Annotated in this window: 26 protein-coding genes; 16 read left to right on the top strand and 10 right to left on the bottom strand. The window is 54.7% G+C overall.

The window, feature by feature from the left end; genetic code table 11:
- Nucleotides 1-34 precede the first annotated feature (34 nt).
- From HLG82_RS00300 to HLG82_RS00290, 3 genes are all read right to left on the bottom strand, one after another.
- Nucleotides 35-2,647, bottom strand: coding sequence for a CLIPPER-2 domain-containing protein (locus HLG82_RS00300; protein ID WP_216858946.1), 2,613 nt, complete (start codon nucleotides 2,645-2,647; stop codon nucleotides 35-37).
- A 971-nt stretch (nucleotides 2,648-3,618) separates the two neighbouring features.
- Nucleotides 3,619-3,990, bottom strand: coding sequence for a hypothetical protein (locus HLG82_RS00295; RefSeq protein WP_193326786.1), 372 nt, complete (start codon nucleotides 3,988-3,990; stop codon nucleotides 3,619-3,621).
- Nucleotides 3,991-3,999: 9 nt separating this feature from the next.
- Nucleotides 4,000-4,755, bottom strand: coding sequence for an FMN-binding negative transcriptional regulator (locus tag HLG82_RS00290; protein WP_193326785.1), 756 nt, complete (start codon nucleotides 4,753-4,755; stop codon nucleotides 4,000-4,002).
- Nucleotides 4,756-5,937: 1,182 nt separating this feature from the next.
- Between HLG82_RS00290 and HLG82_RS00285 the strand changes: the two genes are divergently transcribed.
- Nucleotides 5,938-6,222: a hypothetical protein gene (locus HLG82_RS00285; RefSeq protein WP_193326784.1), complete on the top strand. Its 285-nt coding sequence runs from the start codon at nucleotides 5,938-5,940 to the stop codon at nucleotides 6,220-6,222.
- Between the two features lie 311 nt (nucleotides 6,223-6,533).
- Here the strand turns inward: HLG82_RS00285 and HLG82_RS00280 are convergent, their stop codons facing one another.
- On the bottom strand, nucleotides 6,534-6,695 hold the full coding sequence (locus HLG82_RS00280; protein WP_193326783.1) for a hypothetical protein: 162 nt from the start codon (nucleotides 6,693-6,695) through the stop codon (nucleotides 6,534-6,536).
- A gap of 17 nt (nucleotides 6,696-6,712) precedes the next feature.
- Here HLG82_RS00280 and HLG82_RS00275 point away from each other — a divergent pair, with 17 nt between their 5' ends.
- From HLG82_RS00275 to HLG82_RS00235, 9 genes are all read left to right on the top strand, one after another.
- Entirely contained in the window at nucleotides 6,713-7,588 is an 876-nt protein-coding gene (locus HLG82_RS00275; protein WP_193326782.1) for a tyrosine-type recombinase/integrase, read from the top strand.
- Complete coding sequence (locus tag HLG82_RS00270; protein WP_129288874.1) at nucleotides 7,585-7,896, top strand: hypothetical protein; 312 nt, start codon at nucleotides 7,585-7,587, stop codon at nucleotides 7,894-7,896. The genes HLG82_RS00275 and HLG82_RS00270 overlap by 4 nt, the downstream gene beginning before the upstream one ends.
- Nucleotides 7,897-7,968: 72 nt before the next feature.
- A complete protein-coding gene (locus HLG82_RS00265; protein ID WP_193326781.1) occupies nucleotides 7,969-8,742 on the top strand; it encodes a ParA family protein in 774 nt (257 codons plus the stop codon).
- Nucleotides 8,739-9,074 carry a hypothetical protein gene (locus tag HLG82_RS00260; protein ID WP_129288872.1) on the top strand — a complete coding sequence of 112 codons (336 nt, stop codon included), beginning with the start codon at nucleotides 8,739-8,741 and terminating at the stop codon, nucleotides 9,072-9,074. The genes HLG82_RS00265 and HLG82_RS00260 overlap by 4 nt, the downstream gene beginning before the upstream one ends.
- Nucleotides 9,075-9,427: 353 nt before the next feature.
- A complete protein-coding gene (locus HLG82_RS00255) occupies nucleotides 9,428-9,793 on the top strand; it encodes a hypothetical protein (RefSeq protein ID WP_193326780.1) in 366 nt (121 codons plus the stop codon).
- 238 nt (nucleotides 9,794-10,031) lie between these two features.
- Nucleotides 10,032-10,220 carry a hypothetical protein gene (locus HLG82_RS00250; protein WP_129288869.1) on the top strand — a complete coding sequence of 63 codons (189 nt, stop codon included), beginning with the start codon at nucleotides 10,032-10,034 and terminating at the stop codon, nucleotides 10,218-10,220.
- A 2-nt stretch (nucleotides 10,221-10,222) separates the two neighbouring features.
- Nucleotides 10,223-10,984 (top strand): Fic/DOC family protein, encoded by a 762-nt coding sequence (locus tag HLG82_RS00245; RefSeq protein ID WP_216858945.1) that lies wholly within the window; start codon nucleotides 10,223-10,225, stop codon nucleotides 10,982-10,984.
- Nucleotides 10,985-11,052: 68 nt separating this feature from the next.
- Nucleotides 11,053-11,337, top strand: coding sequence for a transposase (locus HLG82_RS00240; protein ID WP_193326469.1), 285 nt, complete (start codon nucleotides 11,053-11,055; stop codon nucleotides 11,335-11,337).
- Nucleotides 11,307-12,188, top strand: a complete 882-nt coding sequence (locus tag HLG82_RS00235) for an IS3 family transposase (protein ID WP_193326778.1) — start codon at nucleotides 11,307-11,309, stop codon at nucleotides 12,186-12,188. The genes HLG82_RS00240 and HLG82_RS00235 overlap by 31 nt, the downstream gene beginning before the upstream one ends.
- 62 nt (nucleotides 12,189-12,250) lie before the next feature.
- Here the strand turns inward: HLG82_RS00235 and HLG82_RS00230 are convergent, their stop codons facing one another.
- Together HLG82_RS00230 and HLG82_RS00225 are read right to left on the bottom strand one after the other, a co-directional pair.
- Entirely contained in the window at nucleotides 12,251-12,418 is a 168-nt protein-coding gene (locus tag HLG82_RS00230; RefSeq protein WP_193326777.1) for a hypothetical protein, read from the bottom strand.
- A gap of 323 nt (nucleotides 12,419-12,741) precedes the next feature.
- A complete protein-coding gene (locus HLG82_RS00225; RefSeq protein WP_193326776.1) occupies nucleotides 12,742-13,116 on the bottom strand; it encodes a hypothetical protein in 375 nt (124 codons plus the stop codon).
- A gap of 315 nt (nucleotides 13,117-13,431) precedes the next feature.
- Between HLG82_RS00225 and HLG82_RS00220 the strand changes: the two genes are divergently transcribed.
- The 6 genes from HLG82_RS00220 to HLG82_RS00195 are packed head-to-tail and all read left to right on the top strand — an operon-like array spanning nucleotide 13,432 to nucleotide 18,530.
- Nucleotides 13,432-13,818 carry a MobC family plasmid mobilization relaxosome protein gene (locus HLG82_RS00220; RefSeq protein WP_193326775.1) on the top strand — a complete coding sequence of 129 codons (387 nt, stop codon included), beginning with the start codon at nucleotides 13,432-13,434 and terminating at the stop codon, nucleotides 13,816-13,818.
- On the top strand, nucleotides 13,766-15,154 hold the full coding sequence (locus HLG82_RS00215; RefSeq protein ID WP_193326774.1) for a relaxase/mobilization nuclease domain-containing protein: 1,389 nt from the start codon (nucleotides 13,766-13,768) through the stop codon (nucleotides 15,152-15,154). Before HLG82_RS00220 ends, HLG82_RS00215 begins: the two co-directional genes overlap by 53 nt.
- Nucleotides 15,151-16,164: a PcfB family protein gene (locus tag HLG82_RS00210; RefSeq protein WP_193326773.1), complete on the top strand. Its 1,014-nt coding sequence runs from the start codon at nucleotides 15,151-15,153 to the stop codon at nucleotides 16,162-16,164. Before HLG82_RS00215 ends, HLG82_RS00210 begins: the two co-directional genes overlap by 4 nt.
- A complete protein-coding gene (locus HLG82_RS00205; RefSeq protein WP_193326772.1) occupies nucleotides 16,161-16,454 on the top strand; it encodes a hypothetical protein in 294 nt (97 codons plus the stop codon). Before HLG82_RS00210 ends, HLG82_RS00205 begins: the two co-directional genes overlap by 4 nt.
- On the top strand, nucleotides 16,447-16,860 hold the full coding sequence (locus HLG82_RS00200) for a hypothetical protein (protein WP_193326771.1): 414 nt from the start codon (nucleotides 16,447-16,449) through the stop codon (nucleotides 16,858-16,860). Before HLG82_RS00205 ends, HLG82_RS00200 begins: the two co-directional genes overlap by 8 nt.
- Entirely contained in the window at nucleotides 16,857-18,530 is a 1,674-nt protein-coding gene (locus HLG82_RS00195) for a VirD4-like conjugal transfer protein, CD1115 family (protein ID WP_255313902.1), read from the top strand. Before HLG82_RS00200 ends, HLG82_RS00195 begins: the two co-directional genes overlap by 4 nt.
- 49 nt (nucleotides 18,531-18,579) lie before the next feature.
- On the opposite strand, the gene HLG82_RS00190 is transcribed toward HLG82_RS00195, so the two are convergent.
- The 4 genes from HLG82_RS00190 to HLG82_RS00175 form a co-directional block, all read right to left on the bottom strand.
- The gene (locus HLG82_RS00190; protein ID WP_129288860.1) at nucleotides 18,580-19,413 is read right to left on the bottom strand and encodes a VirB6/TrbL-like conjugal transfer protein, CD1112 family; all 834 of its coding nucleotides are present in this window, start codon (nucleotides 19,411-19,413) and stop codon (nucleotides 18,580-18,582) included.
- Nucleotides 19,410-20,543, bottom strand: coding sequence for a CHAP domain-containing protein (locus tag HLG82_RS00185; protein ID WP_193326770.1), 1,134 nt, complete (start codon nucleotides 20,541-20,543; stop codon nucleotides 19,410-19,412). The genes HLG82_RS00190 and HLG82_RS00185 overlap by 4 nt, the downstream gene beginning before the upstream one ends.
- A 521-nt stretch (nucleotides 20,544-21,064) precedes the next feature.
- Nucleotides 21,065-23,434, bottom strand: a complete 2,370-nt coding sequence (locus HLG82_RS00180; protein ID WP_255313901.1) for a VirB4-like conjugal transfer ATPase, CD1110 family — start codon at nucleotides 23,432-23,434, stop codon at nucleotides 21,065-21,067.
- A complete protein-coding gene (locus tag HLG82_RS00175) occupies nucleotides 23,373-23,753 on the bottom strand; it encodes a PrgI family protein (protein ID WP_129288858.1) in 381 nt (126 codons plus the stop codon). The genes HLG82_RS00180 and HLG82_RS00175 overlap by 62 nt, the downstream gene beginning before the upstream one ends.
- Nucleotides 23,754-23,765 lie beyond the last annotated feature (12 nt).

Here is a 23,765-nt window from a genome sequence, read left to right as displayed (position 1 = left end):
CCTAGCTCTGCGCTAATTATTTGATAATTCAGTTTCACGACCGCGAATGTTTCCGGTTTCGAACCCAGGCGGGCCCACAGCCGGTGGTCGTGAGGTAGCCCAGGGAGCCGATCGCCACGAGCATGATGCCCGCGAGGATGAAGGCCGTTGGGCCGTTGCTGCCTGCTTTTGGTAGTTCGCCGGCAGTCGGGTCGGTGATGCGGAGGTGGAACGCGTTGTCGGGCGCGACGCTCGCATTCGCCGTCGTGATCAGCTTGATCCCGTCGAAGCCGAGCTCGAATTTCACTGGCTCCGCCATGAGCACGTGGCCGTTCGGGGCGGCGGTCTCGACGAGCCAGTACGTTCCCGCGATGAGTCCCTTCGAGGTGAAGCGTGCCGCGTTCTCCCCTACGGTGATGGCGTCAGCCAGCGGTTTCGCGTCAGCCGAAGTCGGGTCGGCGTCGTAGAGGGAGAAGGACGCGCCGGGCAGTTCGCAGGAGCGCTGGTCGGTGTCGCAGTTGTCGCCGAGCTTGGTCACGCTCACGGTCAGGAGCGGCGAGGTGACGGGGACGCAGGCGTCGTTGTTCTCTTCACCGTCCGCGTCGCGAGGCATGGTCACGCGGTTGAACAGGCCGAACTCGGGCTCGCCGCCCTTGTCGGTCTTGCACTGCCTGGCCTTCTCCCAGTCGACCTGCGTGGCGTCCTCGACGCTGACCTGTGCGGTGATCTCATAGGTCTTCGACGCATCCTTGGGAATGCGGACCTTCGGCAGCTCCTTGTCCTTACCGAGTGGGTTCGGCTTGCCGGCGTGGCCCGCCTCGTCGACCTCCGCCCAGCTGAGCCCCTCAAGGACGAAGCCCTTCGGCGTCGGGAAATTATCGGTGATTGCGGGCGCGAACATCTCGATCTGGCCGACGTTGGTCACCTTCACGCGGTAGGTGGCCGTCCCGCGTAGCTTTCCGTCCTCCGCTTTCTTCAGCTCAACTGGAGAGCCGGTTGGTGCCCAGGTCACGACGCCGTCAGCACCCGTGACCTTCGCGGTCTTCTCAATCTTGAAACCGGTTGGCTCGACCGTCCACGTATCCGTATCTTCTAGCGGAGTCTTGGACTGCACGGAAGTGGCGGTCACTTTAGCTTTGTTCGTCGTGACCTCGTCGAGCGGCAAAGTCTGCCGGCATCCGTATTGCCACGTCTCGTTGCTTTGCAAGATGCCGTCCGAGTTGCGGTCGCCGATGTTCTTGTCCGTACCCTCTTGGTAGATGGGTTTAAGATCGCGGCACTGATCGTCCGTGACCTGAATGTTCGTCAGGTCTTCGGTACCTACCTTCGCCTCGGGTTGCTTGACTAGGCCCTCGACAAGGAAACCATTCTCGTCGCGCTTCTCGGCCATGCCCTTCGGCTGGTTGGGGTTGACGTTCACGTAGTACAGGTATTGCACCTGGTCATCGCCTTGCGAGACCGTCGTCTTGGGTTTGAACGTCCCGCTCTCACCCTGCGTGAAGTCCGCGCCCTTCTTGTCGAGGCCGATGGCCGGGGTGTAGACGGGCGTACACGTCGGATCGTTAGGCTTGGGCGTGCTCGGGTCGTCGGTGAGGATGCCGTTTCGCGCCGGGTTACCAGTGAAATCCACGACCGCCGAATTACACACCTCGGTTTGGCCAAGGTTGTTGCGGACCTTGAACGTGATCGTGGCGGTTTCGCCAGCGGCGACCGTGCCAGGGAAGGCGGCGCTCGGCGACTTGACCAGGGCCCACCCCGTCGTGAAGTTGGCGTCCCACTTCTGGCCGTTAAGCGTGGCCGATCCGGAGATCATGGTCATCTTGTGCGTGGCGAGCTCGTCCTTGAAGTTCACACCCGTGGCCTCGAGGTTGCCCGTGTTCTTAATCGTCACCGTATATTCAATCTCACCGCCGTCGACGACGGCCTTGCTCGGCTTGGCCGTCTTCTCAATACGCAGCTCCGGCTTAGGTAACGAACAGGAACCCAGGTCTTCCGTCGAATAAGGCAAGTTTGCTAAACGTGTAGCTTTTCCTGTTTTCTTATCGATAAGGTGCAGGCCACCTTTATTTACACCCTCGTCACGAGTTGTACCATACAGTTGACCATCCGACCCGAAGGCGATTCCATTAAATCGTCCTTGACCCATGCTGCCGACCATAGTGGCGGAAATAGGCTTTTCTTTTTGTTCTAGCTCTGTACGCGGGATTGTGTAGAGGAAGGCTTTCTGAGTCTTTGCATCCGATCCGATGATCCACATGTTTCCCAAACCATCAAAGGCAAGGTCCCCAGAATCAAGGGAATTATTGCGCCCAGGTTCAAAAGTATACTCGACAGCAGTTTCGCCGGTGCCACCAATCTTACCGAGGGTAACCTTCCCCCGGTCTGTCCATGTCTTCTTCTGGGAGTCATATCGATGTAAGTGACCATTGGATGCGGCCGACCAAAGAACACCCTCCGGCGAGACTCCCAAGCGAGCAGTACCCGGAGTTCCATCCCATGTTGTCAGCTGCGTATTAGCGCCAGTTTCGGCGTTATAAACCCACAAACCACCGGGAGCATATTCGGGTTCTCCAAGCTTACGCTCGTTTTCAGCTTTCCTCAACCGTGGCACATAGTAGACGTTCTCCGGACTTTTCGGATCAACAGCCAGGGCCGCAGAACCATTCATAGAAACTGACTGTCCACCAGAAAATTTAGTAGTGGCTTTTATATTCTCAAAGTTCAACTTTGGCTCTACCGAATACCCCGATGAGTTAATCGTCCCCAACACTCCATATGACTGCATCTTTTGTTCTGGCGATCCAGAGGAGAACCACAAGCCATCGCACGATAGTCCCACCGCATCTCCTGAATATTTCACCTGAACCGCTGTGGATGCCGTCGCCTTGGAGATATTATGGTAATAATCGTAAAGCTCCACCATGAAAGTGTTCGTTGTATTCTGAGTGATCGTTGTTTTGCACGTTCCAGTGACTGTAGCACCTCTTGGAAGCAACCATTCGCCACTATCCGCTTGAACGAATCCACGCTTAAGATCCCAGTCAATGCTGTTACATACATCCGATTGCGTAAGCCGGAAATACATACCATCTGCTGCCAACCCCAGACGGCCGCGGTCTTCTTGCGAAGCTTCTTCCCTCGAATTAGTAATCTTATACGTGTATGTAATTTCGCCTCCGCCGGAGGGAACACTAGACGAACTAGCCTCAACACTGACGGAAATGCGCTCATTGGCAGAGTCGCTAATACGGGTCGCCGGGCTGAACGCGGCGTTCACTCCCGCACCCGTAGCGGACGCTGTATGCACTCCCGACATAAAACCGACGATGAGCGCAATAGATAACGTCAGCCCAAAAATAGCCTGAATGGCACGGCGTGCTGATAATGCGCGTACAGGTCGCACGTAATTCTCCTTAAGCATGAGACGGCGTGCGTGGCACCGTCCCAACAAATTTGGCAGCCCGTGATAACCGGGAAAATGCAAGTACCGTATAAAGATAACAGGTACTTTAAGTGTCACCTATACACCCCGAGCATTATGCCTCGCTTCACAAATAGGTGCACTTCATCCACCCATCGGCAATTACGCCCCAACCGTCGGCTTCACGCCTTTCGCACATATCTGAGACGCTTCTCCGACTAGCAACCTTCCCGAGGGAGTTGCTCCCACGTCACCTCAAGATCGGTGCCCTCAATAACCGCGCGGTAGGCAGCATCGGTGCCGTCATCAATTCCGTCAGCAACGTCCTCACCACCAGAGGTAATCTCGAGGACGACGCTCCGCCGCCTTCTCTCCTTCTCAACCACGACCCATCCGGCCTGCCCGTACATCCCGTCCTCGGCAGGGCCCAGGCTCGCAAGCCATGCGTCGACGGCGTCGTGCGCACGTGATCCACGGCCATCCGTCAGCGTCAAACGCACGGTGGCCGGCGTGCCGTCGTTGTGAGGGGGCCGGGTCCAGAGCCAGTCGTAGTCGACGGAGTACTTGCGAGGGTCATGAGAAGCAGTCATGCCTCCATGCTATAGCGAGCCACGCTCCGCACGTTCCATACGCGCTTCGCGACTTCGCGCCCACGGAACGGCCACCTCGTCCATCAGGTCGGCCACACGCGCCGCCGACCCATCACGCGCACGCAATCTGTCAGCCGTGTACGCGATGTTGGCCGAGGACATGTTCTGCCCCAGCTTGGCCTTCCCGACGACGTCTCGCACCTTAATCTCAACCCCGACCATCGCGGCAAACGCCGCCTCAATCAACTCCATGCGCGAATGCGTCCCCATCCGCCACTCTTCCTCGTGTTGGTCAACGAGGCGTTCGAGGTGGCGTAGCTTCCAATCGGCGTCGTCGTGGAATGTGAGCGTGCCGCGCAGATGGACCGTGACGTAGTTCCAGGTCGGCACGGTGGGAAGCTTCTGAGTGGGCTGCTCGGGCGGAAAGTCAAGACCAGATATGCGCGCATTCGGCCCATGGACGACCAGCAGTGCTTCGCCTTCATCGCGCCACTGCGGGTTGACACGATTCAGATGAGCCTGAACCACGACGCCGCCGGCCGAGTCGGCTGGGCCTGTGGGGGTCGCCGGGCCGACAGGGTTGGTAGAAGCAGCCGGACTGACGGTGGGGGCCGCTATTGGGCCTAATTCGCCGACGACGTTAAATGGCACAAACGTGGCATTGGGTCCGCCCGACCCAATCGTGATCAGCTGACCAGCGCCAATGCTCGTGGCGATTTCTAGCGCCTTGTGCGGGGCAATTTCATGTTGTTTAGCGACGTACATCTTCCCTCACTGAGTCGATACCCCACTACGCTACGCGTCGAGTCGCTGCCACACCAGCTACCCCACCGACTTGGCGGACTCCTGCCGCCTGGTCTGAGGCTCACGCCCCGTGCCGCCGAGCCTTGCTGCCGAGCCTCGCTGGCAGCCCTCGCTCCGCGCTGCACTAAGGTGTCTCGCGCTGTATTAACCTGCGCCAGATTACTACAGCGCGGATCAGCTTAATGGTGCGGGAGCAGCGGATACCGGCGCCGCAATAGCCGAAATCCCCGCGACCACTTTTCGTTGTGATCGCGGGGACTTCCCTCTGGAGCCGCCTGAGAGAATGGAACTCTCGACCTTCCATACCGCTCTCGTTCAATTGCTCCCATTTCACACGACTCGAGATCCTCATGAACGTACTGCTCACTCTCTGCCTTGTCACAGCACAGTTCAAAGCCCAGCACACTCAATAGCAACAACCTCGCCCACGAGAAAACCCCTCATCTCGCCACCAACGAGACACCCCAGACACATGTGCGGCGAACAACCAGGCCGTTACTTGCCGCACCAAAACGATGTACGACGAACACGCGGGACACCCCAAATGGGCGAACAATGCTCACAAGGATTGTAGGGACAGCTGGACTTTCGACACAATCTACCTAATAAGCCAACTACAGTAACACCGGCATACACAGACTTCTTGCATATTACTGTTATTACACACGAATACTTACTAAAGGAGTCACATATGTCCATCATCACTCTAGCTACCGTAATTGCCCTTTCTTTGACTACATCCAACGTTGGGAGTTAACCAAGACCCGTCATCTGACTGGGACCGAAGCAAGTCGAACATCGAGTTGTTCCAGGATACTTCCCTCTATTCCCAAAAACTGATTGGGGATGGCAGTAAACCAGCATGGCCAGAATCCATCAGAACATCGGCTACCGTAATGGAACCGACAACGGAGGGCGGAGGAAGAGTTATTCGAAACTATCCTCGCGTATCAACAGCCCAAGGTTGTTGGCGAGCGAGGCTAGGCGTGCTCATTTGGAGCATTGGTTGGGACGGTTTGGTATGCATCCCATTTTCTGCCGCCACAGGCGGCGTCGGCGGGTTCGCATGCGGCGCGGTCGGGAGCGTTGCCTCCACCTATATCCCGTTCAATAGCGTATGCAAATAGGTAAGGATAGAAACTCATGTCAGTCACATTGAAACGTGCAACGTACTTCCTTTTACTTGCCTTAGTTTCGCTGGCTATCGTGGTATCTAAACCATTAGCCGCCGGAGATAGCCTAGCTACCGCACTACAGGGCAAGACTTGGCTAATTGTGTGCGTCCTCTTGGGCAGTGGCCTCATTTCTGCTGCATACGATCCAGAAAGAGATGCACACAATACGCCCCATAGAAAACGGCTATTCATCTTCTCCGGGCTTTCTGCCCTACTTCTCATCGCCGCAACACTATTCATCGTTTTTGTCTAGCCGGTCTATACATAAGATCTCGCGTTGAGCCTCGCCCCGAAGCACTCCCTTATCCTAGGAGCGAGAACCGGCACACCAGCGCGGAAACCGCTCACACGCCCGGGTAAAGCCGAATGGCTGTCCTCATGGCTGTCAAATCCGCGTTTGGGCCTCGATATGAAGAAATCCCCGCGACCACTTTTCGTTGTGATCGCGGGGACTTCCCTCTGGAGCCGCCTGTGGGAATCGAACCCACGACCTTCTCATTACAAGAGCAACCCTTCGTGGGCAGTATGGGAAATCATATGGGATATCTGGATCTTTTTCGTTAGTCATGTGCCAGCACCTACGGCACCGCTGGCACTGACAGCACTGACAGCACTGACAGCACTGACAGCACTGACAGCACTGACAGCACTGACAGCACTGACAAGTGCAGCAATCATCGACATCGAAGGCAAATGCATATCTATAGCCGCCTTGGAGGCCTTCATGGGCGCAATCTTGGAACATGGAAATACACAACCAAATTCAGACCGCTCACATCTGCCGCGACTGGACAACCGCCATGCACGCACAAGCCTTGAGTCTTAAAACCATTGAGGAGCGCGTGCGCATCACGCAAAGAATCTGCGAAGCGCAGGATCGCTCCCCTTTGTCATTGACCACAAGCGAGATCGTTGAATGGATTTCTGTCCAACCCAGCGCAGAGACGAAGTGGACTTACTTTACTCATTTACGCGCGCTCTTCAGGTGGCTAGAAATCACAGGCAAACGCAAAAAGAACCCTCTTCTCGGTATGAGAGCACCAAAACGCCCTAAGTATCGTCCAAGGCCCATTGCTGCGGAGCATATTGCGAGAGTACTTGCTGGCGGACTCCGCAAAACAACACGCTGCATGATCGTCCTCGCTTTTAACTGTGGCCTTCGAGTATCGGAAATCGCTAAAGCTCGCGGTCAAGACTTCGACTTAGTCGCCAAACAATTTACCGTTGAAGGCAAAGGAGGACAGCTATCGCTCCTCCCAATCAATGATGGATTAATCCCGCTCTTCGAAACGATGCCACGATCTGGATATTGGTTCCCTTCACCAGTAGGGGGACACGTCAGGCCAGCATCAGTCGGCGCGACAATTCAGCGTGCATTTGCCAAACACGGAATTTCCATGACCGCACACCAACTCCGACACGCGTACGGTACTGAGCTACTTCGCCACGGCGCAGACATACGCGTTGTTCAAGAACTTCTTCGCCATGAATCTATTCAAACCACCGCGCTATATACCCGTGTAGCGCACAACCAGGAGGCTGAAGCAACCAACCTCCTACCAGTATTCACCACGACCGATTCAAATCCTCCAACTTCAGCTAACAGGAATCCCTCATGACATCAATAAAACAACTCATCGCTTATACCCGTGATCCCAAGCATGGAGACGTAGCTCGTAAGCTCTTGCGTGGCGATTTAACCAACACCTACTGGCAGATACCCAACGTGCTGCTCGCGGCCGAGCTCGATCTTGCTCACGACAAAACCCGTGAGCACTTCCAAGCCGTGCTTGACACCGACGACATTGAGGCAATGGTGCGCCTCGTATCCAAAGGACAGCACGTCTCAAAAGCGATCCTCGCCTACCGTAAAGAGCTCAACACAATCGCACAAAAATACTCTTTACCAACATTCCGCACCAAATAACCCGCCAGCACTGCCAGCAGTGCCGTAGGTGCTGGCACCAATTCTTTAACGAAAGGACATGGAGGCCCACAAATGATTATCGCGGTATGTAACCAAAAAGGCGGGGTTGGCAAGACCACGCTATCCACGAACCTCGCCCATCTATTATCCAACAGTGGCGAGACGACGTTACTTGTGGATGCTGATCCGCAGGGCAACGCGACAACCGTGACGAATGTACGCCTTGGCTCTAGCCAACTCACTCTCAATGATGTTTTGGCAGCTATCGCCACAGGCGCATCCGGAGACGTCGCTCGTCAAGCGATATCCCCATCCAGCGAGCATCGCACCTGGAATATTGATGTACTTCCATCGGATCGCCTTCTGGCCTCCAGAGAATCTGACACAAGTCTTGGGCGTGAATCACGGCTCGCAACTATGTCATCTGCCATGAGCACCAGCTATGACCATATTGTCATTGACTGTCCACCCTCTCTGGGAATGCTTACAACAAACGCGCTCGTCGCTGCCGACGTCGCACTGATCGTGACCACCACACGCGAAGCCTCCTTTGACGGAGTAGCAGAAATGGTCAACACCATCGCCACCGTTCGCGCACACTACAACCCGCGTCTTAGACTGTCTGGCATTGCAGTCAATGAATGGCGACCAGATCGCACCGACCGTCAAGAATGGGCACGCGCATTGCGCGAGCACTACGGTAGATACCTCATCGAGCCCTTCATTCCAGAACGCGAAGCCATCGCCCGAGCAGCCTCAGCACATGAACCTATTGCCACCACTGACGACGCTGTTATAGCCGCCCTTACAGCCATCACCACAACGCTAAAGGACAATCTCCGATGAAAAAACCAAACCCAGAATTCTTGACGACCCTGTCGAAAGCACCCGTTAACGACCCAATCATAGCCGGCACCGCCAGCACTGCCAGCACTGCCAGCATCGTTAACAAGGATGCTCGCACAAAACTAACCATCCGCCTTGACAATAACCTCCATGGAAGAATCAGGGCAGCTTTCCTCGCTGACCTATCAGCCGGTTCAGGAATAACCTCACTATCAGCCTGGGCCACACACCACCTCGAGCAGGCCGTCCTTGAAACCGAGCAACGACTCAACGATGGTGAGCAATTTACAGCCGTGAAAGCCGGAGTGGTACCAAACTTCCGCATCGTATAAGACCAAATCGGGTCTTCTCAGTGGCCGCCACCTTTGTGGCGGCCACACTTTCTTTTGCCACTATCGTGGCTACGGAATCCGCAAGCGGACCCGGTTTTCTTCTATTTGTTGTTCCTGCTGGCTTTCAAGGCTAGGGCCTGTGCCAGAACGTGCAAGCGCTACGCGCCTTCGGTTGCTAGCCATGGGCTAGTTCACGACCGTTCGCTGCGCTCTCTTGCCATGAACTAGCCCACCGCGCTCCCTTAGCCCTACGGGTTGCACAACCTGGCAACAACAGCCCTATTCCTTTCAATCGCCAGCAGGCAAAACAAAGCCTCACACAAGGCTGGCATTCACCAACTAAGGAGACAACCATGACAACCACTGTCACCCACGCTGACGCACGCCAACTCACTGCGCAGCGTCCCACGGCCGAGAGCCGTATTGGTGTCGGTACGATTTTCGTTTCTTCATGGGGATGGGAACAAACCAACGTTGACTTCTACATCGTCACCAAAGCAACCGCCAAAATGGTCACGCTGCTGCCCATTGGCAAGCGCGTACACGAGACATTAACCTGGGCATCGGAAACCGTTACTCCCGACCCCGACAACATCTTAGGCGACCCAATCCGACGCAAAATCCACACATACGCAGGCCACCCGAGTGTCAGCATTAATCAATGTGAAGAAGCGAGCATCTGGAGCGGTGAACCCGTTTTCCGCTCACAATGGGCCTAGATAGTTGGCCTCACCAAGCCCTCGTACTGGTGAGGCCAACGCCCCCGCTCGCACGTGCGACGCGATTGCCGCACGTTCTCAGGAACCTCAATGGGGAAGTCTGCGGTGGGTCCGTCTAAGCGGGCCCACCGCAGACCGTTAAATGACGTACTAACTGCTCACATCATGAGTTTTCTTCTCTATTGTGACGGGTTGGCCGCTGGTAGAATTGGTGGTGTTAGAGAGGGAGGAGATTGCTATGTCTACACCTATTGCACGTGTGCGGTTGAGTCTTGAGGCAGCCCTTGAGGAGGCTGGCGCGGCTGTGCGTATTGCTGGCGGTAATGAGCTAAGCCCTCAAGCACGTGACCGCATCCTCCGCTCTGCTCGCGGTGAGATCACCGACGAGGAGTACCTTACCGAGGTTCTTGCCGCGGTTAAGCGCTGATGATGGACTTCCAAGCATCTTCTTGGGAATCGTATTTCTACCCTGAGACTATCGGCATTGATGGGAATGGTGTTCTTATCAATCATCTTGGACTTCGTGATAGTCGGATGCTGGCTGCCGCCGAGGATGAGTTAAGCGCTTGGCGCATTCTCCAATGGATTTCCCGACCACTGGCGAGCGATTTTTCGTATGCACACTTCAAGGCTGTTCATCGTCATATTTTTCAAGACATTTACCCGTGGGCAGGCCAAGAGCGCACTGTCGGTATGCAGAAAGCTGGTCACCCCTATTATCCGCCCGGACCTGGGCTCACCGCGGCGGCCGAGGCCCAGTTCGCTAGCCTCGCACAGGCAGACTTCCTCCGCGGCTTACCCCGTGACGAATTTGTCCTCCAGCTAGCGGAGGCATGGGGCGAGATCAATGTTGTTCATTCTTTTCGTGAAGGCAACACTAGAACTCAGTCTGTTTTCTTCGCCCAGTTGGCAGAAATGGCAGGCCACCCGTTGCCACTGCACAAACTGGCTAGGCAACCACTAAGGGATAAATTTGTTCAGGCACGTTTTCATTCCCAAGTAAGCGGGTCAAACGCACATCTAGCTGACGTTCTTGATCAAGTAGTTGTTCCGGAAACAGACCCCGCACAGAAGATGAGCGCCGTCGAGGTCCGTACTTACATACAAGAACGTATTGGTGAGAAACTTTCGGCACGGTTCATTCCGAAGAATTCCTCCAAACATTTACCCAAAGGCCCTGGAGTGCCCTAGGTTTTTAGGTCCAGGTGACTTGAGTGTTGTCCGTTGATCCCCTGCCTGTGGGTGGGGAGAATGGATGAATGGTGAAGAAGTTCAGTAAGCATACTCCTGAGCAGATTGTTCGTAAGCTTGATAAGGCGCGGGAGATGAAGGAATCAGGCTCGACGACGGCTCAGATCCTGACCGAACTTGGGATTAGTGAAGCCACGTTGAATAGGTGGCAGGCAACCTATGGGTCGATGACCAAGAGCGAAGCGAAAGAGCTCCAGCGCCTGCGCGATGAGAACACGCGCCTCAAACGCCTCCTGGGTCAGGCAGAGCTGGAGAAGGCTGCGTGGAAAGAATTATCGGAGGGAAACTTCTAAGCCCAGCTCGCCGCCATGATGCCGTCTGGCATCTCGTTGGGCTGGGCTATTCCCAAAGACTTTCCTGCCAGATCGTTGGGCTCTCTCGCAGTGCTTACCGGCGCGCTAGGACCCGTGAAAGCACGCCGGATAAATACGCGGACTTGCGCGAGTGGATGCACGAGTTCGCGCGTGATCACCGCCGGTGGGGACACCGGCGTGCCTGGAGAAACGCCCTCGCCGAGGGTTATGGGGTATGCCGGGAAACTTTCCGGCGCTTGTGGCGTGAAGAAGGTCTACGCGTGTTGCCGCGCAAGAAGCGTAAACGCCTCAGTGGTCACGGCCAGCGTGATGTTCCTGCTGGCCAGTACCCGAACGACGTGTGGGCGTTGGACTTCCAGTTCGATTCAACCTGGCATGGCAAGATGATCAAGATTTGCAACATTATTGATGAATACACCCGCGAGCACGTCGCCTTCGCGGTCGATAAAAAGCTTGATGCGGGCTCGGTGATCGAACTGCTCGACGTGGCTTGTCTGGAGCGCGGAGGACGCCCTAGGGTGATTCGGATGGACAACGGGCCTGAGTTCATAGCCCACGCCCTCGAGGCCTGGGCGGCCGAGGATAAGACGATCCAAGCGCTCATTCCGCCAGGCCAGCCATGGCATAACGGGTTCGTTGAGTCGTTCCATAACCGGATGAGAGACGAACTCCTCGAGGACAACAGTATCGAGAACCTTGAGCATGCCCGCCTACTCGTGGCCCAATGGTCATCACGTTACAATAACTTCCATCCGCACTCCGCACTCGGCTACCTCAGCCCGCGGAAGTATGCGGAACAATGGAAACAAGAAAACACGGTCAACGCTTAAACCAAGTGGACCTAATTCTTAGGCCACCCCAGCCCTAAGCGAAACTGATGTTGCCGCGCTTTCTACATTCGGATCAGGCCGATGGTGATAATAACTAAGGCAAGCTTAAGGACGAACAGGCACAACCAAATGTAGAGTTTGATGGCAAACAAGATGAGGCGGCCAATAGCTTTAATCAGTTCCCACACTATTAGGCCAAACGCAGTTAGAAACGTAATGAGTGCGGCCACGATGCCTCCTTTCCTCGTCTGTGATTGTATTGGTGCCCTCCGACATTATTTGCGTGTAGGCTAAACACTACAGACTCTGGTTACCTAGCGTGCTGACATCGGTGAAGCGCGCTAGGAATGGAGAAGGGCGGGGACGCGCACAGCCTTAACCAACAAGGCTAGTTGCGCGTCCCCGTTCCATCACTAACGATTCTCTCTCGTCGTGTCCGGTAGTTTTGGCTGGTAGTTTTCTTCTGCCAACCAAACCATTTCTCTCCATCTACCCACCGCAAGTGTCCTTTAGAGCTGACACACGATGAGCGCTGGTGAGGACATGTGTGCAATCAATATTCGTGGTGCTCGTCAACGCTTTCACTACCTATACCTTCATGGGTTTCTTCATGACTGACAGATTCTTGCTTTTCATTTTGTTCTTCACCACGGCGCGATCTGCGCACAAGATCATCTGGTTTTGCGCGCAAGACTTTCTCACTAAGGGCAGAGACGTCAAGCATTTTAATAAGACGGGCGCGCGAAACTCCAAGGCTGATCAGTTCATCTCTGCGCTCACATAGTTCACTATGGAGCGGTTCGATAGTCTCAATCAATTTGATGATTTCTTGGGTCGCAACACGCTTCCGTTCTAGGCAGCCGATCTCGTCTGCGAATAGATCCTTTGTCGTCGCATCCAACGCCTTTTGACTCATCTTCGTAGCCATATAACTATCCTTCGTCATCAACGATGACGGAAACTCCATCAAAAACATTACCACGCCCCCGCGAAAAACAACGCTCTTCCCCCACCATTTTCCCGGCCGTTATTCAGTTTCCAACGCCGGAAACTGAACCATAAGAGCGGTCCAACCTCGAGGTTGGACCGCTCATTTATCAATGCCCTAAAACACAAACCCGCTGGGCTTTTAGTCCTAGGGTGATTTGGTAGCAAGCATAGCAGTTGTCTAGACACAACTGCTTGTCTTGCTCTGCGAGGCCAGATAGAATGGGTGAACCCAAACCCCTTAAGGAGACCACAAGTGTCAGCCACAAGGAGGCGGACGGTACAAAAGAATGTGTACTTTTCCGCCGTGGAGTGGGATCGGATTTTGCGCCGGATGCGCACCAACGACATCACGAATTTTTCGCAATACGCTCGTGACGTGTTATCAACTGGACGCGTCGAAGTGGTCTATCGTCCCGAGTCTGATCAAGCTCTGCTCGGGCAGATAGGCCGCGTAGGCAATAACATCAACCAGATCGCTCGATGGGCCAATACTGAACGTCACTTGACGGGAGATATGGCTTTGGAGGCTCTGGATCTCTTGCGAGAAATTCGCCGTCTCGTGGCGGAGGATAAAGCTGGGAGTATCCATGGCGATCATCAAGATTATGCAGGTGAGGACGACCCTCAAAGCGGCGATTGAGTACATCTGTAATCCCGCAAAGACTAATGGCGGGATCATGGTGTCCTCAAATTGTGCCGCACCGCAATTTCCTTCAGATATTGCTATGGCCTTCGGGTGGACGGTCGAGCTTGCGGAGCGGATGCGCCGCTCAGGCGGATCAGCCACACCCATTCTTGCTCATCACATCATCCAGTCCTTCGCCCCCGGTGAAGTCTCACCCAATGATGCTCACGATCTTGGCGTTGAGCTCATTGAGCGCATCACCGGGGGCGAACACGATTACGTTGTTGCCACCCACCAAGACCGATCCCACATCCACAACCACATCATGTTCAATCCCGTTAACAAGACAACCCTCAAGCGTTATCGCATGGGGAAGTCTCGTGTGTTCGAATTCCGAGAAATCTCCGACGAATTATGCCGGTCGGCTGGTTTATCAGTGATCGAGATTCCCCAACGCGGCGCCCGAAATCTTCATGAAATCTACGCTCGCGCACACGGAAAGTCTTCCGTGCAACTTCTTGCTTTGAAAATAGATGTTGCCGTAAGAGATACCGCGGCTTGGCCAGACATGGTCACCACGTTGTCTGAGATGGGAGTCGAGGTCGAGCTCAAAGGCGAAAACGTCCTGTTCAAAGACACGACAACCATGCAGCGCCCCATCCGCGGCCGTCGGCTGGGTCCTGCCTACACCCAGTCAGCGATCATGGCACGCCTAGGCAGAGAGACCGTGTGCGAGTTTATTGCTCAGCCCTCTCTCATCACCACGCTCGACGAGGAACGGTTGCGTATACGCCTTCCAGGTAAACGGCCGGCGACATTCTTCACCGTGCACTCTGAGCAGGTCAACTCCTTGGGCAAGACCAGCCGTATTTTCTTATCGGAAAGCTCCGAGATCACGCTGACCGACAAGCATGGAAATTATGCCGGTCAGCTCACCGCACCGGAACTCTATGAATACTTCTCCGTGCCAGACCCACTACGCAACATCAATCCCACAATGCCATCCCAACACACCGAGCGCGGCCTAACCGAACGACAGAAGAGCTACTACCGGTGGATCGATTCACGCGTGGAAAAGCTGCGTAGTGAAGCAGCAGTAGTCAATCTCCGTACCGAATATCGATCGCTCACCCCTGAGCACAAGGAGCTCTTCCGCCAGGCACTCAATCAGCGCATCGAAGTTCAAAGCCAAACCATTTCGACCATGATCTTGGACCGACAGCATCGCGAAGACCACCACCTACCCACAGGCGACCTTGACTATGACATCACCCAAGCAAGCAAAGACCTTAACCATCTGAAAACAGCTCGCAATCAGATCACACCACCAGAAAGGAAAAGACGTCGATGAGCGTTCTCGGAGGCGAACAATTCGCCCAACAAATCACTATCGCATTGACCCAAGCTGGCATTAAAGTCAGCGGAGCCCTATGGAATGGCACCGCCAGATCGACTTCCGCTGTTTTGAAAGCCAGCGGACGGGCCTTGAAGAAAGTACCCGGCATCCATACCGAGCCACAAGGGAAAATGAGCCTGAAGAAACTACAGCGCTCTTCGGGCGGTGACCTACATGCCCAAGAAATCGCCCCTGAACTTGTCTCTCGGCTCAAGAAAGACCTCAAACGACGTGGGCTGGACTTCTCCTTGGAAAAGGGCAAAGACGGGCATACATACTTCCACTTCAAGGGTGCCGACGTCGACACCGTCCGTCACGCCATCGCACAAGTAGCATCAGCAATCGACCGGCACTATCCCGACCGCGATGATCCCGACACCTCACTTAAGTCTACCGAGATTGAAAGGGCAAGCGAGATTGAGATCGAAGACCATCCTGGTACAGCATCAATCGACGTTGACGCCGTACTTGACGAGCCTAGAGAGTGGACGTTGGCTGATGATGGCATCGTGGCCGGGGAAACCGAGATCGTTGAAGAAACCGTCCTGGAATGGATCAACGACACCGACCTGGCCCCAAACGTCAGCCTCGAATCAACGATCCCTGCCCACATGATGACCTATCTTGGCCGCGACGCTCAAACCCAAGCACGCATCCTTATCGGCCAGGCAGCAGATAAAGGCTGGAAGAGTTCGCAGATTAGCCAACGGCTCTCAAGCCGGCCCCTGCCGCCAGCCGAGAAGATGTTTAATCCCGCCAAGCTTATCTTGGCCCGCCTCGATGATATAGCGTCCACGACCCCACCTGGCCTTGACCGAACTGAGAAGATCCTCCATTCCTTCGAGGGCACGATCACCCCAAAAATGATCAAAGACAGGCTCACTTCCAAGATCGAGGCCAAGGTAAAGCAGCACAATACTCGCCCTGCCCCAGCACCAGTGAAGACGAGAGGACTGAACCGATGACCTTCATCGCTGTGCACGGAGAAGTGTCCTCAGTGCCCATTGCCTCCAATGACGGCCACAGTTGCATGTTCCGAATCAAAACCACAGGCCCAGCAGAAGAGCCGATCACGACAACGGTCGCCGTGGTCGATGAGCAAGCCCAGTGGCTCCTCACCGAAGACTATCTCCATCCTGGCACGTGGATCACCGTTCATGGGCACCTTAGCCAGCAAAGCTTGACCGGCTCCTACATTATCGAGGCCAAGGTGGTGGCATTCGATGCCTACCGCAACCGGAGCGAGCATGACTAACACTCGCATCCTCGCCTTCTGCCAAGATGTGCCTGAAGCTGACAGGCTCGCGTCCTACGAGACTATCGCCGCCGCCACCCATATCTCTCTGATGGGCAACTCCCACCCGTATCTACGACGCCTTGGCTTTCCTGCCCACGATACCGTGGTCTATTCCTCGCCCTGGCTCATAGTGGCTTTCCCAGGCTTACCAGACGCTACCGCCATTGAGGACTTCTTTACTGGCATCAACCAGCCCGAGGCGGCACCGCCAGCATCTGAGGAAGATGACTCCTCGAGCAATGACTCGGCCCTGACTCGCGTGACCACGGCCTCCATTCGGGCACGCCTGAAAGAAAAGATCGCTAGTCATCACCAAGCACGCACAGCCCCCACCAAGGCAAGCAAAGAAAGAACACTACCGTGAGCAAAGTATTCTCCCTTCTCCTTACCCTCGTAGGCTTTTGGGCAGGTAATAAGATCACCTGGCAGGTACGAACCGACTATCTGGCCGGCCGTGAGATGTCCACCATCGTGGATCGATGCCTCGATGACCTCACCGCCGACCCCACACATCTGTCCTTCGAGCTCATCGACCTCGCCGGCGGCCTAGGCCTTGTCCTGACCGGCCTACTCATCTGGCTCTACAACAACGCCACAAAGAGCATGCGACGCCAGAACGTCGAGCACGGATCAGCCAAATGGGCACGCCCTAGCGACATCAACCCATTCAAGGATCGCCACAAGGCCAACAACCTGCTTTTTACGCAAACCGAGGCCCTCTCGCTTGACTCAAGGAAAACTCAGCGTAATCTCAATGTCCTTGGCATCGGCTCCTCTGGCTCAGGAAAAACCCGCTACTTCGTCTTGCCCAACATTGCTAATGCCTCTACCTCTCTAGTCATCACTGATCCTAAAGGAGAGATCTACCGCGCTAGTGCTGATTCACTGCGTCAGCGCGGCTATCAGGTTCGTCAGCTTAATCTGATCGACTTTGCTAACTCTGACACATTCAATCCACTGAGGTATTTCAACCCCGACCAGGCCGAAGTTGGCTGCACGATTCTGACAGAAAACTTCATCGCTAACACCACCGGTAAAAAACCTGCCACCGGCCAAGATTTTTGGGAAAAGGCCGAACGCGCCCTACTTAACGCTTTAATCTCCTATATCTACTTCACCAAAGGGACCCAAGGCACGCTGATCGACGTCGTCGATCTGCTTGCAAAAATGAGCGCTTCAGAAGAAAATGAGACCGCCCGCAGCGAGGTCGATCTGATCTTTGAAGCCCTCAATGAACTCGTCAGCGAGCTCGACCAGGCAGACCCGGCGCGATTTACTGCCGACGCATCCCAGCTCCACTCCGGTCTTCGTTTCGCCGCCGCCCAATACAACACCTACACCCAAGGAGCAGGAGAAACGAAAAAGTCAGTCATCATTTCCCTTGGTGTGCGTATGGCCCCGCTCCACATGGGCCAACTACGCCGCCTACTCTCCTCAGATTCAATTGGCCTCGACCAACTTGGGACAGAGAAAACCGCGATTTTTGCGATCATCCCTGACACTCATGCCGCATTTAACTTCATTGTCTCCATCTTCTATGAACAGCTCTTTGAAACCAATCTCTACATCGCCGACCATAAAGATACCGGCCGTCTCCCTATCATGGTTCAGTGCTTCATGGATGAGTTTGCCAACATCGGCCGCATCCCATCCTTCGAACGCAAAATCGCTGTCATGCGGTCGCGTGGTCTGTCAGTATCGATCCTCATCCAAAACTTTGCCCAAGGAAAAGCCATATACAAAGACGATTGGGAAACCATCGTCGGCAACTGTGACTCATTCTTGTTCCTAGGTGGCAACGAAAACTCTACAACCAAATACGTCTCGGAACTCCTCGGTAAACAAACCATCATGGGCACCGATAACTCACGCTCCAAGGGTCGCAACGGCTCCTTCTCCACTTCAGATCGCCGCCTCGGCAGGGAACTGCTCACCCCAGACGAGATCGGCCGCCTCCCAGCCTCACAGTGCATCTACGTCCTACGAGGTGTGAGCCCCTTCCTCTCGCACAAACTCCCCTCCCCGCGCTTTTAAACAGTGGTGGGCACCCAAAATCGGGTGCCCACTACTTCTTCTTCAGCTATCAACCGTCTCCGAGCATTGACCTGGCCAGCTTTCCAGAGCCGAAGATCAAGAACAAGAAGAAGACCGGGCCTGCGATTAGTGCCCCGATGTTGCCGGTGACCGTGCTGAGCAAGGTATCACCGGTGACGGCTGACAAATCGATCGCATCAAGTTGGAACATGGAATAAATAGCGACAATGATGATGATCATGACTCCGTGCAGGACAGCCCCGCCGTACCGCTTGAGATAGCCAATCGAGATCCCCTTTGTATCTTGGTTGCCCAAGAAGGCTAGAGGTAGTGTGGCGGCCGCAGAAAGGATATAAAGTTCGGCAAATCGGATAAAGACTACGATCTTAACCGCAATGCTCCCTAGCGTGGCCAGCAGCCACGGGACAAACAACACCAGCATCAGCCCTGCTTTATCGATCGTGTCCATATCCTCAACCGCGCTTGATACTGCCTCAGATAGCTCTCCTGCCTTCGCATCTGGGGTTAGTGCAGATGTGGCACCGATGATCTTTTCTCCGGCCTCGTTGATCGCCCCCAGGATCAGATCAACATTTTGGATGGCAACAATGAGGAGCACAGCTTTCAACACTGCTGCAGCCACCACCTGAGTGCCCGTCTTTTGATCGCCCTCATATCGTGTGGTGATCCGGGCCAGCTCAATGACTAACACAATCGCCACAATCGAGGCAGCCACCGGCTTAACGGCCAACGAGTTCACTGTGTGAGCAAACTCAAACGCCGTCGCGTTATAAGAAGAAACCGACGTTTTTAGCGCCTCCGCGCCCGTAGCAAAGGATGAGCCAAGGATAGCGGTGAGCATGGAGATAATGATGTCTTTCATGGAGCCACCCTCATCACCATCGGCTCAATATCTTCCGTGTACCGGTATGCACTCAAATCACGCACACCCACTCCGCCGGCCGGAATAGCATCAATGATCTTTCCCCCACCAGCAAAGATTCCCACGTGAGTGAGGTTATCTTGACGCTTCGAGACGCCCTTTTGCTGCATGAAGACGATGTCACCAGGCTGCGCCTTGCTCAACGGAACGAGAGTCCCACCAAACGTGTGCCCCTGAGAATACATGGCATATTCACACTTGGCAGTTGCTGGAGGATTACCCGGCACTGACAGCGGTAAGCTAATTCCCCGCGCGTGCTTATAAGCGTTGTGGACTAGCCAGCAACAATCAACAGACCCGTGTCCACGACCTCGCCCATACTTCATCCCCACCTGGGACATGGCATACTTCACGACGTCATTACTGCTCCCAAAACCCCCATTAACACGATCCTTTAAGGCCGGATTGCGCTTAATAACAAGGCGACCCGCCCCGATCTCGCGAACCGCATCAGCTTTGGAGATCGTCTCGACATAATACTGGGCAACACCGTAGTTCTCGGTGGTGATATTTCCATTCTCAACGCTGGCCACATAGGCCACATGTCCAAATTCTGAGGTGTGCCCCAGCACTCCACTTTCAAACGAGACGATGTCACCAGGCTGAGCCTTATGTGGGTTGGTGATGGTTTCCCACCCGGGCAAGTTACCTTCCTTGCCCCACTGGCGACCGTTCCCACCCAGCGGAGTTAAATCCTGGCGCGTGTAGACCCACGCACCCAGGCTCCCGCCCATGTCACGGTTCACGCGCCAGTAGACGAAATCGGTACAGTTGCCGAAATAGTAGCCGGTGAACGGGTTAGGTGTGTTGTAAACGTCAGAGGGTTTACCATCACCAAGGCGCACATCGGCTGCCCATGGGTAGTCATCTCCCACCATGAAGGACACGTTCCCACTTTGCTCCCCAGCAATGATATTGACCAGCCACGACGGTAAGAAAGACATCACCACAAGAACAAGGGCAAGCAAAGCTGAGACAACAAGGACTGCCGGCCCGCCGATGGCTCCAGCCATGCCGGCCACAGCCGTAGCAATATTAGTCGCCACCCCGCGCACAACACGCACGGCCACGTCTCCTACCCGCCTGGCCCCACGGGCCTTTTGACGAGTAGGGGTAGTCGGCCGACGTCGCACCCGCTGCCCAAATCCACTACTGCGGTATGTCCCAGCGCGCATCACTACTGGCCGACTACCCGAGCCTGCATAGGACGCAGAGGCATATTCAGCACGTTCCCTGACACCCCGCACACCACGTCCCAGGACGTTAAGCACCGCCCGGCCACCTCGGTAGCCAACACTGCGTCCGGCCGCCCAAGCAGCCTTACGCGTCACGATTCCAACTGCTTCACCACCGTCCTCGGCTCGAGCAACCTCACCTGCTTCTTCCAGACGCCTACCGAGCTGGCGGCCCTTGGCCCCCACCAAGCGGCCCCCACCATACGTGGTAATCTTTTTCGCCATCTCATCCCCATCACGGGACTGAACGATTTGCCCACCCTTATGCAGCACGCGTGCAGAGCGGACAAAGCCATGGTCACGCTTGACGTGAGCGGAAACCAGATCAACACTGCCTTGGTCACGAAAATGACCCATTACTGCTCACCACCTTCACGGAACTTGGTGGAGAAGACCTTGAAGATACGTGAGGAGGTGTCCATCGTGTTATCAAACGGAACGATCGCCTCACCAATCCTCATCAGTCCACACCCGGCTGTCACATTCGTGAAGTAGCCGCACTGCTGAGTAGAGAGCTTAAGGAGTTCGGCCAGAGCCTCAGCATCGGTAGGTTGCTGGTTAAGCAAAAACAGCCCATTGGAGTTAGACAACATCAACCGGGCATGATCATTGGCCAACAGCTCTTCAATGTTCTGCGTAATCCCTGTTGCTGCGGCCCCATACTTACGCACGCGCTTAAACATCGCCTTACAGTATTGTGCGGCAAAATCGTTACCGAAGAGGAGATGGAACTCATCAATGTAGACCCAGGTACGCACACCGCGAGCTTTGTTGCGCGTGATACGCGCCCAGATTTCTTCCAAAATGACCATCATGCCGAAAGTTTGAAGGTCGTTAGAAAGATCTTGAATATCAAAAATCGTCACCCGGTTCGTGCGATCAACATTAGTTTGCTGAGCAAAGGCCGAGGCCGATCCACGCGCATAGAGCTCAAACGCAGTAGCCAATTCACGAGCCTGCGGCTCGGGCTGAGCACCAAGAAGACGGTAGAGCGTCTCGAGTGTGGGAGGCTGTCTATCAGCACCGTTCCAATACTCGCGATACATCTGCTGAGAACACCGATCAAGAATCGAGCGCTTTTCAGCACTGAGCCCGTCAGCGCCGCCCACAAGCACCTCAGCAAGAGACAAGACAAAGGAGCACTTCTCACGTACCGGATTAGTATCTGTGTGAGCATTCTTGTCCAGATCCAACGCATTGATCGTCTGGTTTGACCCCGCAGAGATCACCACACGTGCAGCGTTAAGTTCCTCAGCCAACGGCCCATATTCACGTTCAGGATCCACAATAAGAATCTCGTCGTTAGGACGACGCAAGAAGGTCTGCTCAATTTCAAATTTGGCGAACTGTGACTTGCCTGAACCTGTCGTACCTAAGATGAACCCGTTAGAGTTCATCCCCTTCAACCGGTCAGCAACAATCAAATTCTTCGACAAGGCATTGACGCCATAGAAATTGCCGGAGGGCTGGAGAATCTCCTGAGTCGTAAACGGCACCAGCACTGCTGCCACCGCTGTAGTGATCGTCCGGCGAACCGGCAACGCTGATACACCCAACGGGATCAGCGCATTAAGCCCATCAAGCTGCATATAGCGCAGAATTTCCAGCTGACATGAGTGCTTTCCGGCCACACGCAACACACGCTTAGCAGTCTCAGTTAGCTCCTCAACCGTCGCACCGGCCACCCCGATAACAATCGTGGAGGAAAACAACTTCTCATTCGTTTTCTCCAACTGATCACGCAACGCAATGGCTTCTTCATGAGCAGCAGCCAATTCATGAGGCATCAAATCATACGACAGATTCTGCTTAGCCAGCTTGCGCTGCTCATTCGAGCGCTGAATATCCATACCAGAAATCTGCTGCTTAACCAGACGCAGCCCTTCAGCTTGATCTTGCGGATCAAGGTGGATCGAAATCGCTAAATCAGCAGGAATATCCGCAAGCTCGCTCACCAATCGATCACTCATCCATGGCGGTAGCTTGCGCAGCACGAACGTCTGCCAATACCGGGTAGACCCGGAGGTAAGCTTGACCCAATCACGATTTGAAGCATGATCAATCGACCACGGTGCGACCGCGTCCTTCGTCGTGAGCTTCTGCCCAATCAAATCACTAAAAGAAAAACCATGTGGCTGACCTGGGCGAAGAAAACTTTGCAAGATCCGCACACGCTCTTCACCATTCATTTGACTCGCTCGACATCCACCGACCTCACGAAGCACTGCCGCATCCTCGGCAGCCACACGGGCAAGCATGCTTTTGGCTTCTTCAACCGATTCCGCCTCCACCGTCACAGTCAAGAACTTTTCCGTTAACGTGTTATTACGCCCAGTTTCAAGCCGAGAGGTAATCAACGAGTTATACTCGCTCCTTGCCTCATCATGCCCGTCCTGACGCGGCCTCAAGGCCACATCCTCAGATAACTGCTTCTTATCAAGCACACGATTCAAAATCGTGATCTGAACATGCTGGCCAGCCAAGTGACCATTAAGGAACTTGGCATACTTTTCAACAAGGCTTTCTTGAAGACTCGAAGGCGCTAGCTGATAATCAATATCTGACAGTCTCAGCGAGATCGAGTACTTCTTCCCACCTAGATAACACAACCCAGATTCAGCCATGGCCTCGTATGCAATCGCATTCTGCGAGGCTTTACGCGGCCTAGTTGGTTGCTTCGAAACGGCGCGTGCGTGCTTTGCTTTCCCGCCGCGTGCCTTTCTCATCCGTATCCGCATGGTCGACCTTCATTTCTGCATAAACAAATGGAGAATGAGTTTGTTGGTGTGCCCACCAATAACCCACATACTGTTCGAACTTGATACCCATCGGCCGAACCCAACCGACCGCTATAGCGGGAATGGCCCCCAATACCACGAGAACCACACCTAGATCCTCGAGCCCGGCAACATAACACGCCGCATACAGACCGCCGATAACCGGCAAAGCCACCAAAGCCACGCCAGCCTGCCGCCACGACAAACCAAAAATAACCTTTGGCTGATAACGGTTAATCTCGCCGAAAACTTGAACCTCGAGAGCCATCCCCGCACGCCC

It is taken from the genome of Trueperella pecoris (assembly GCF_014926385.1).
GTDB classification, from domain to species: Bacteria; Actinomycetota; Actinomycetes; order Actinomycetales; family Actinomycetaceae; genus Trueperella; species Trueperella pecoris.
The sequence above is the reverse complement of the archived record's forward strand: the minus strand, read 5'-3'. Positions and strand labels throughout refer to the sequence as shown.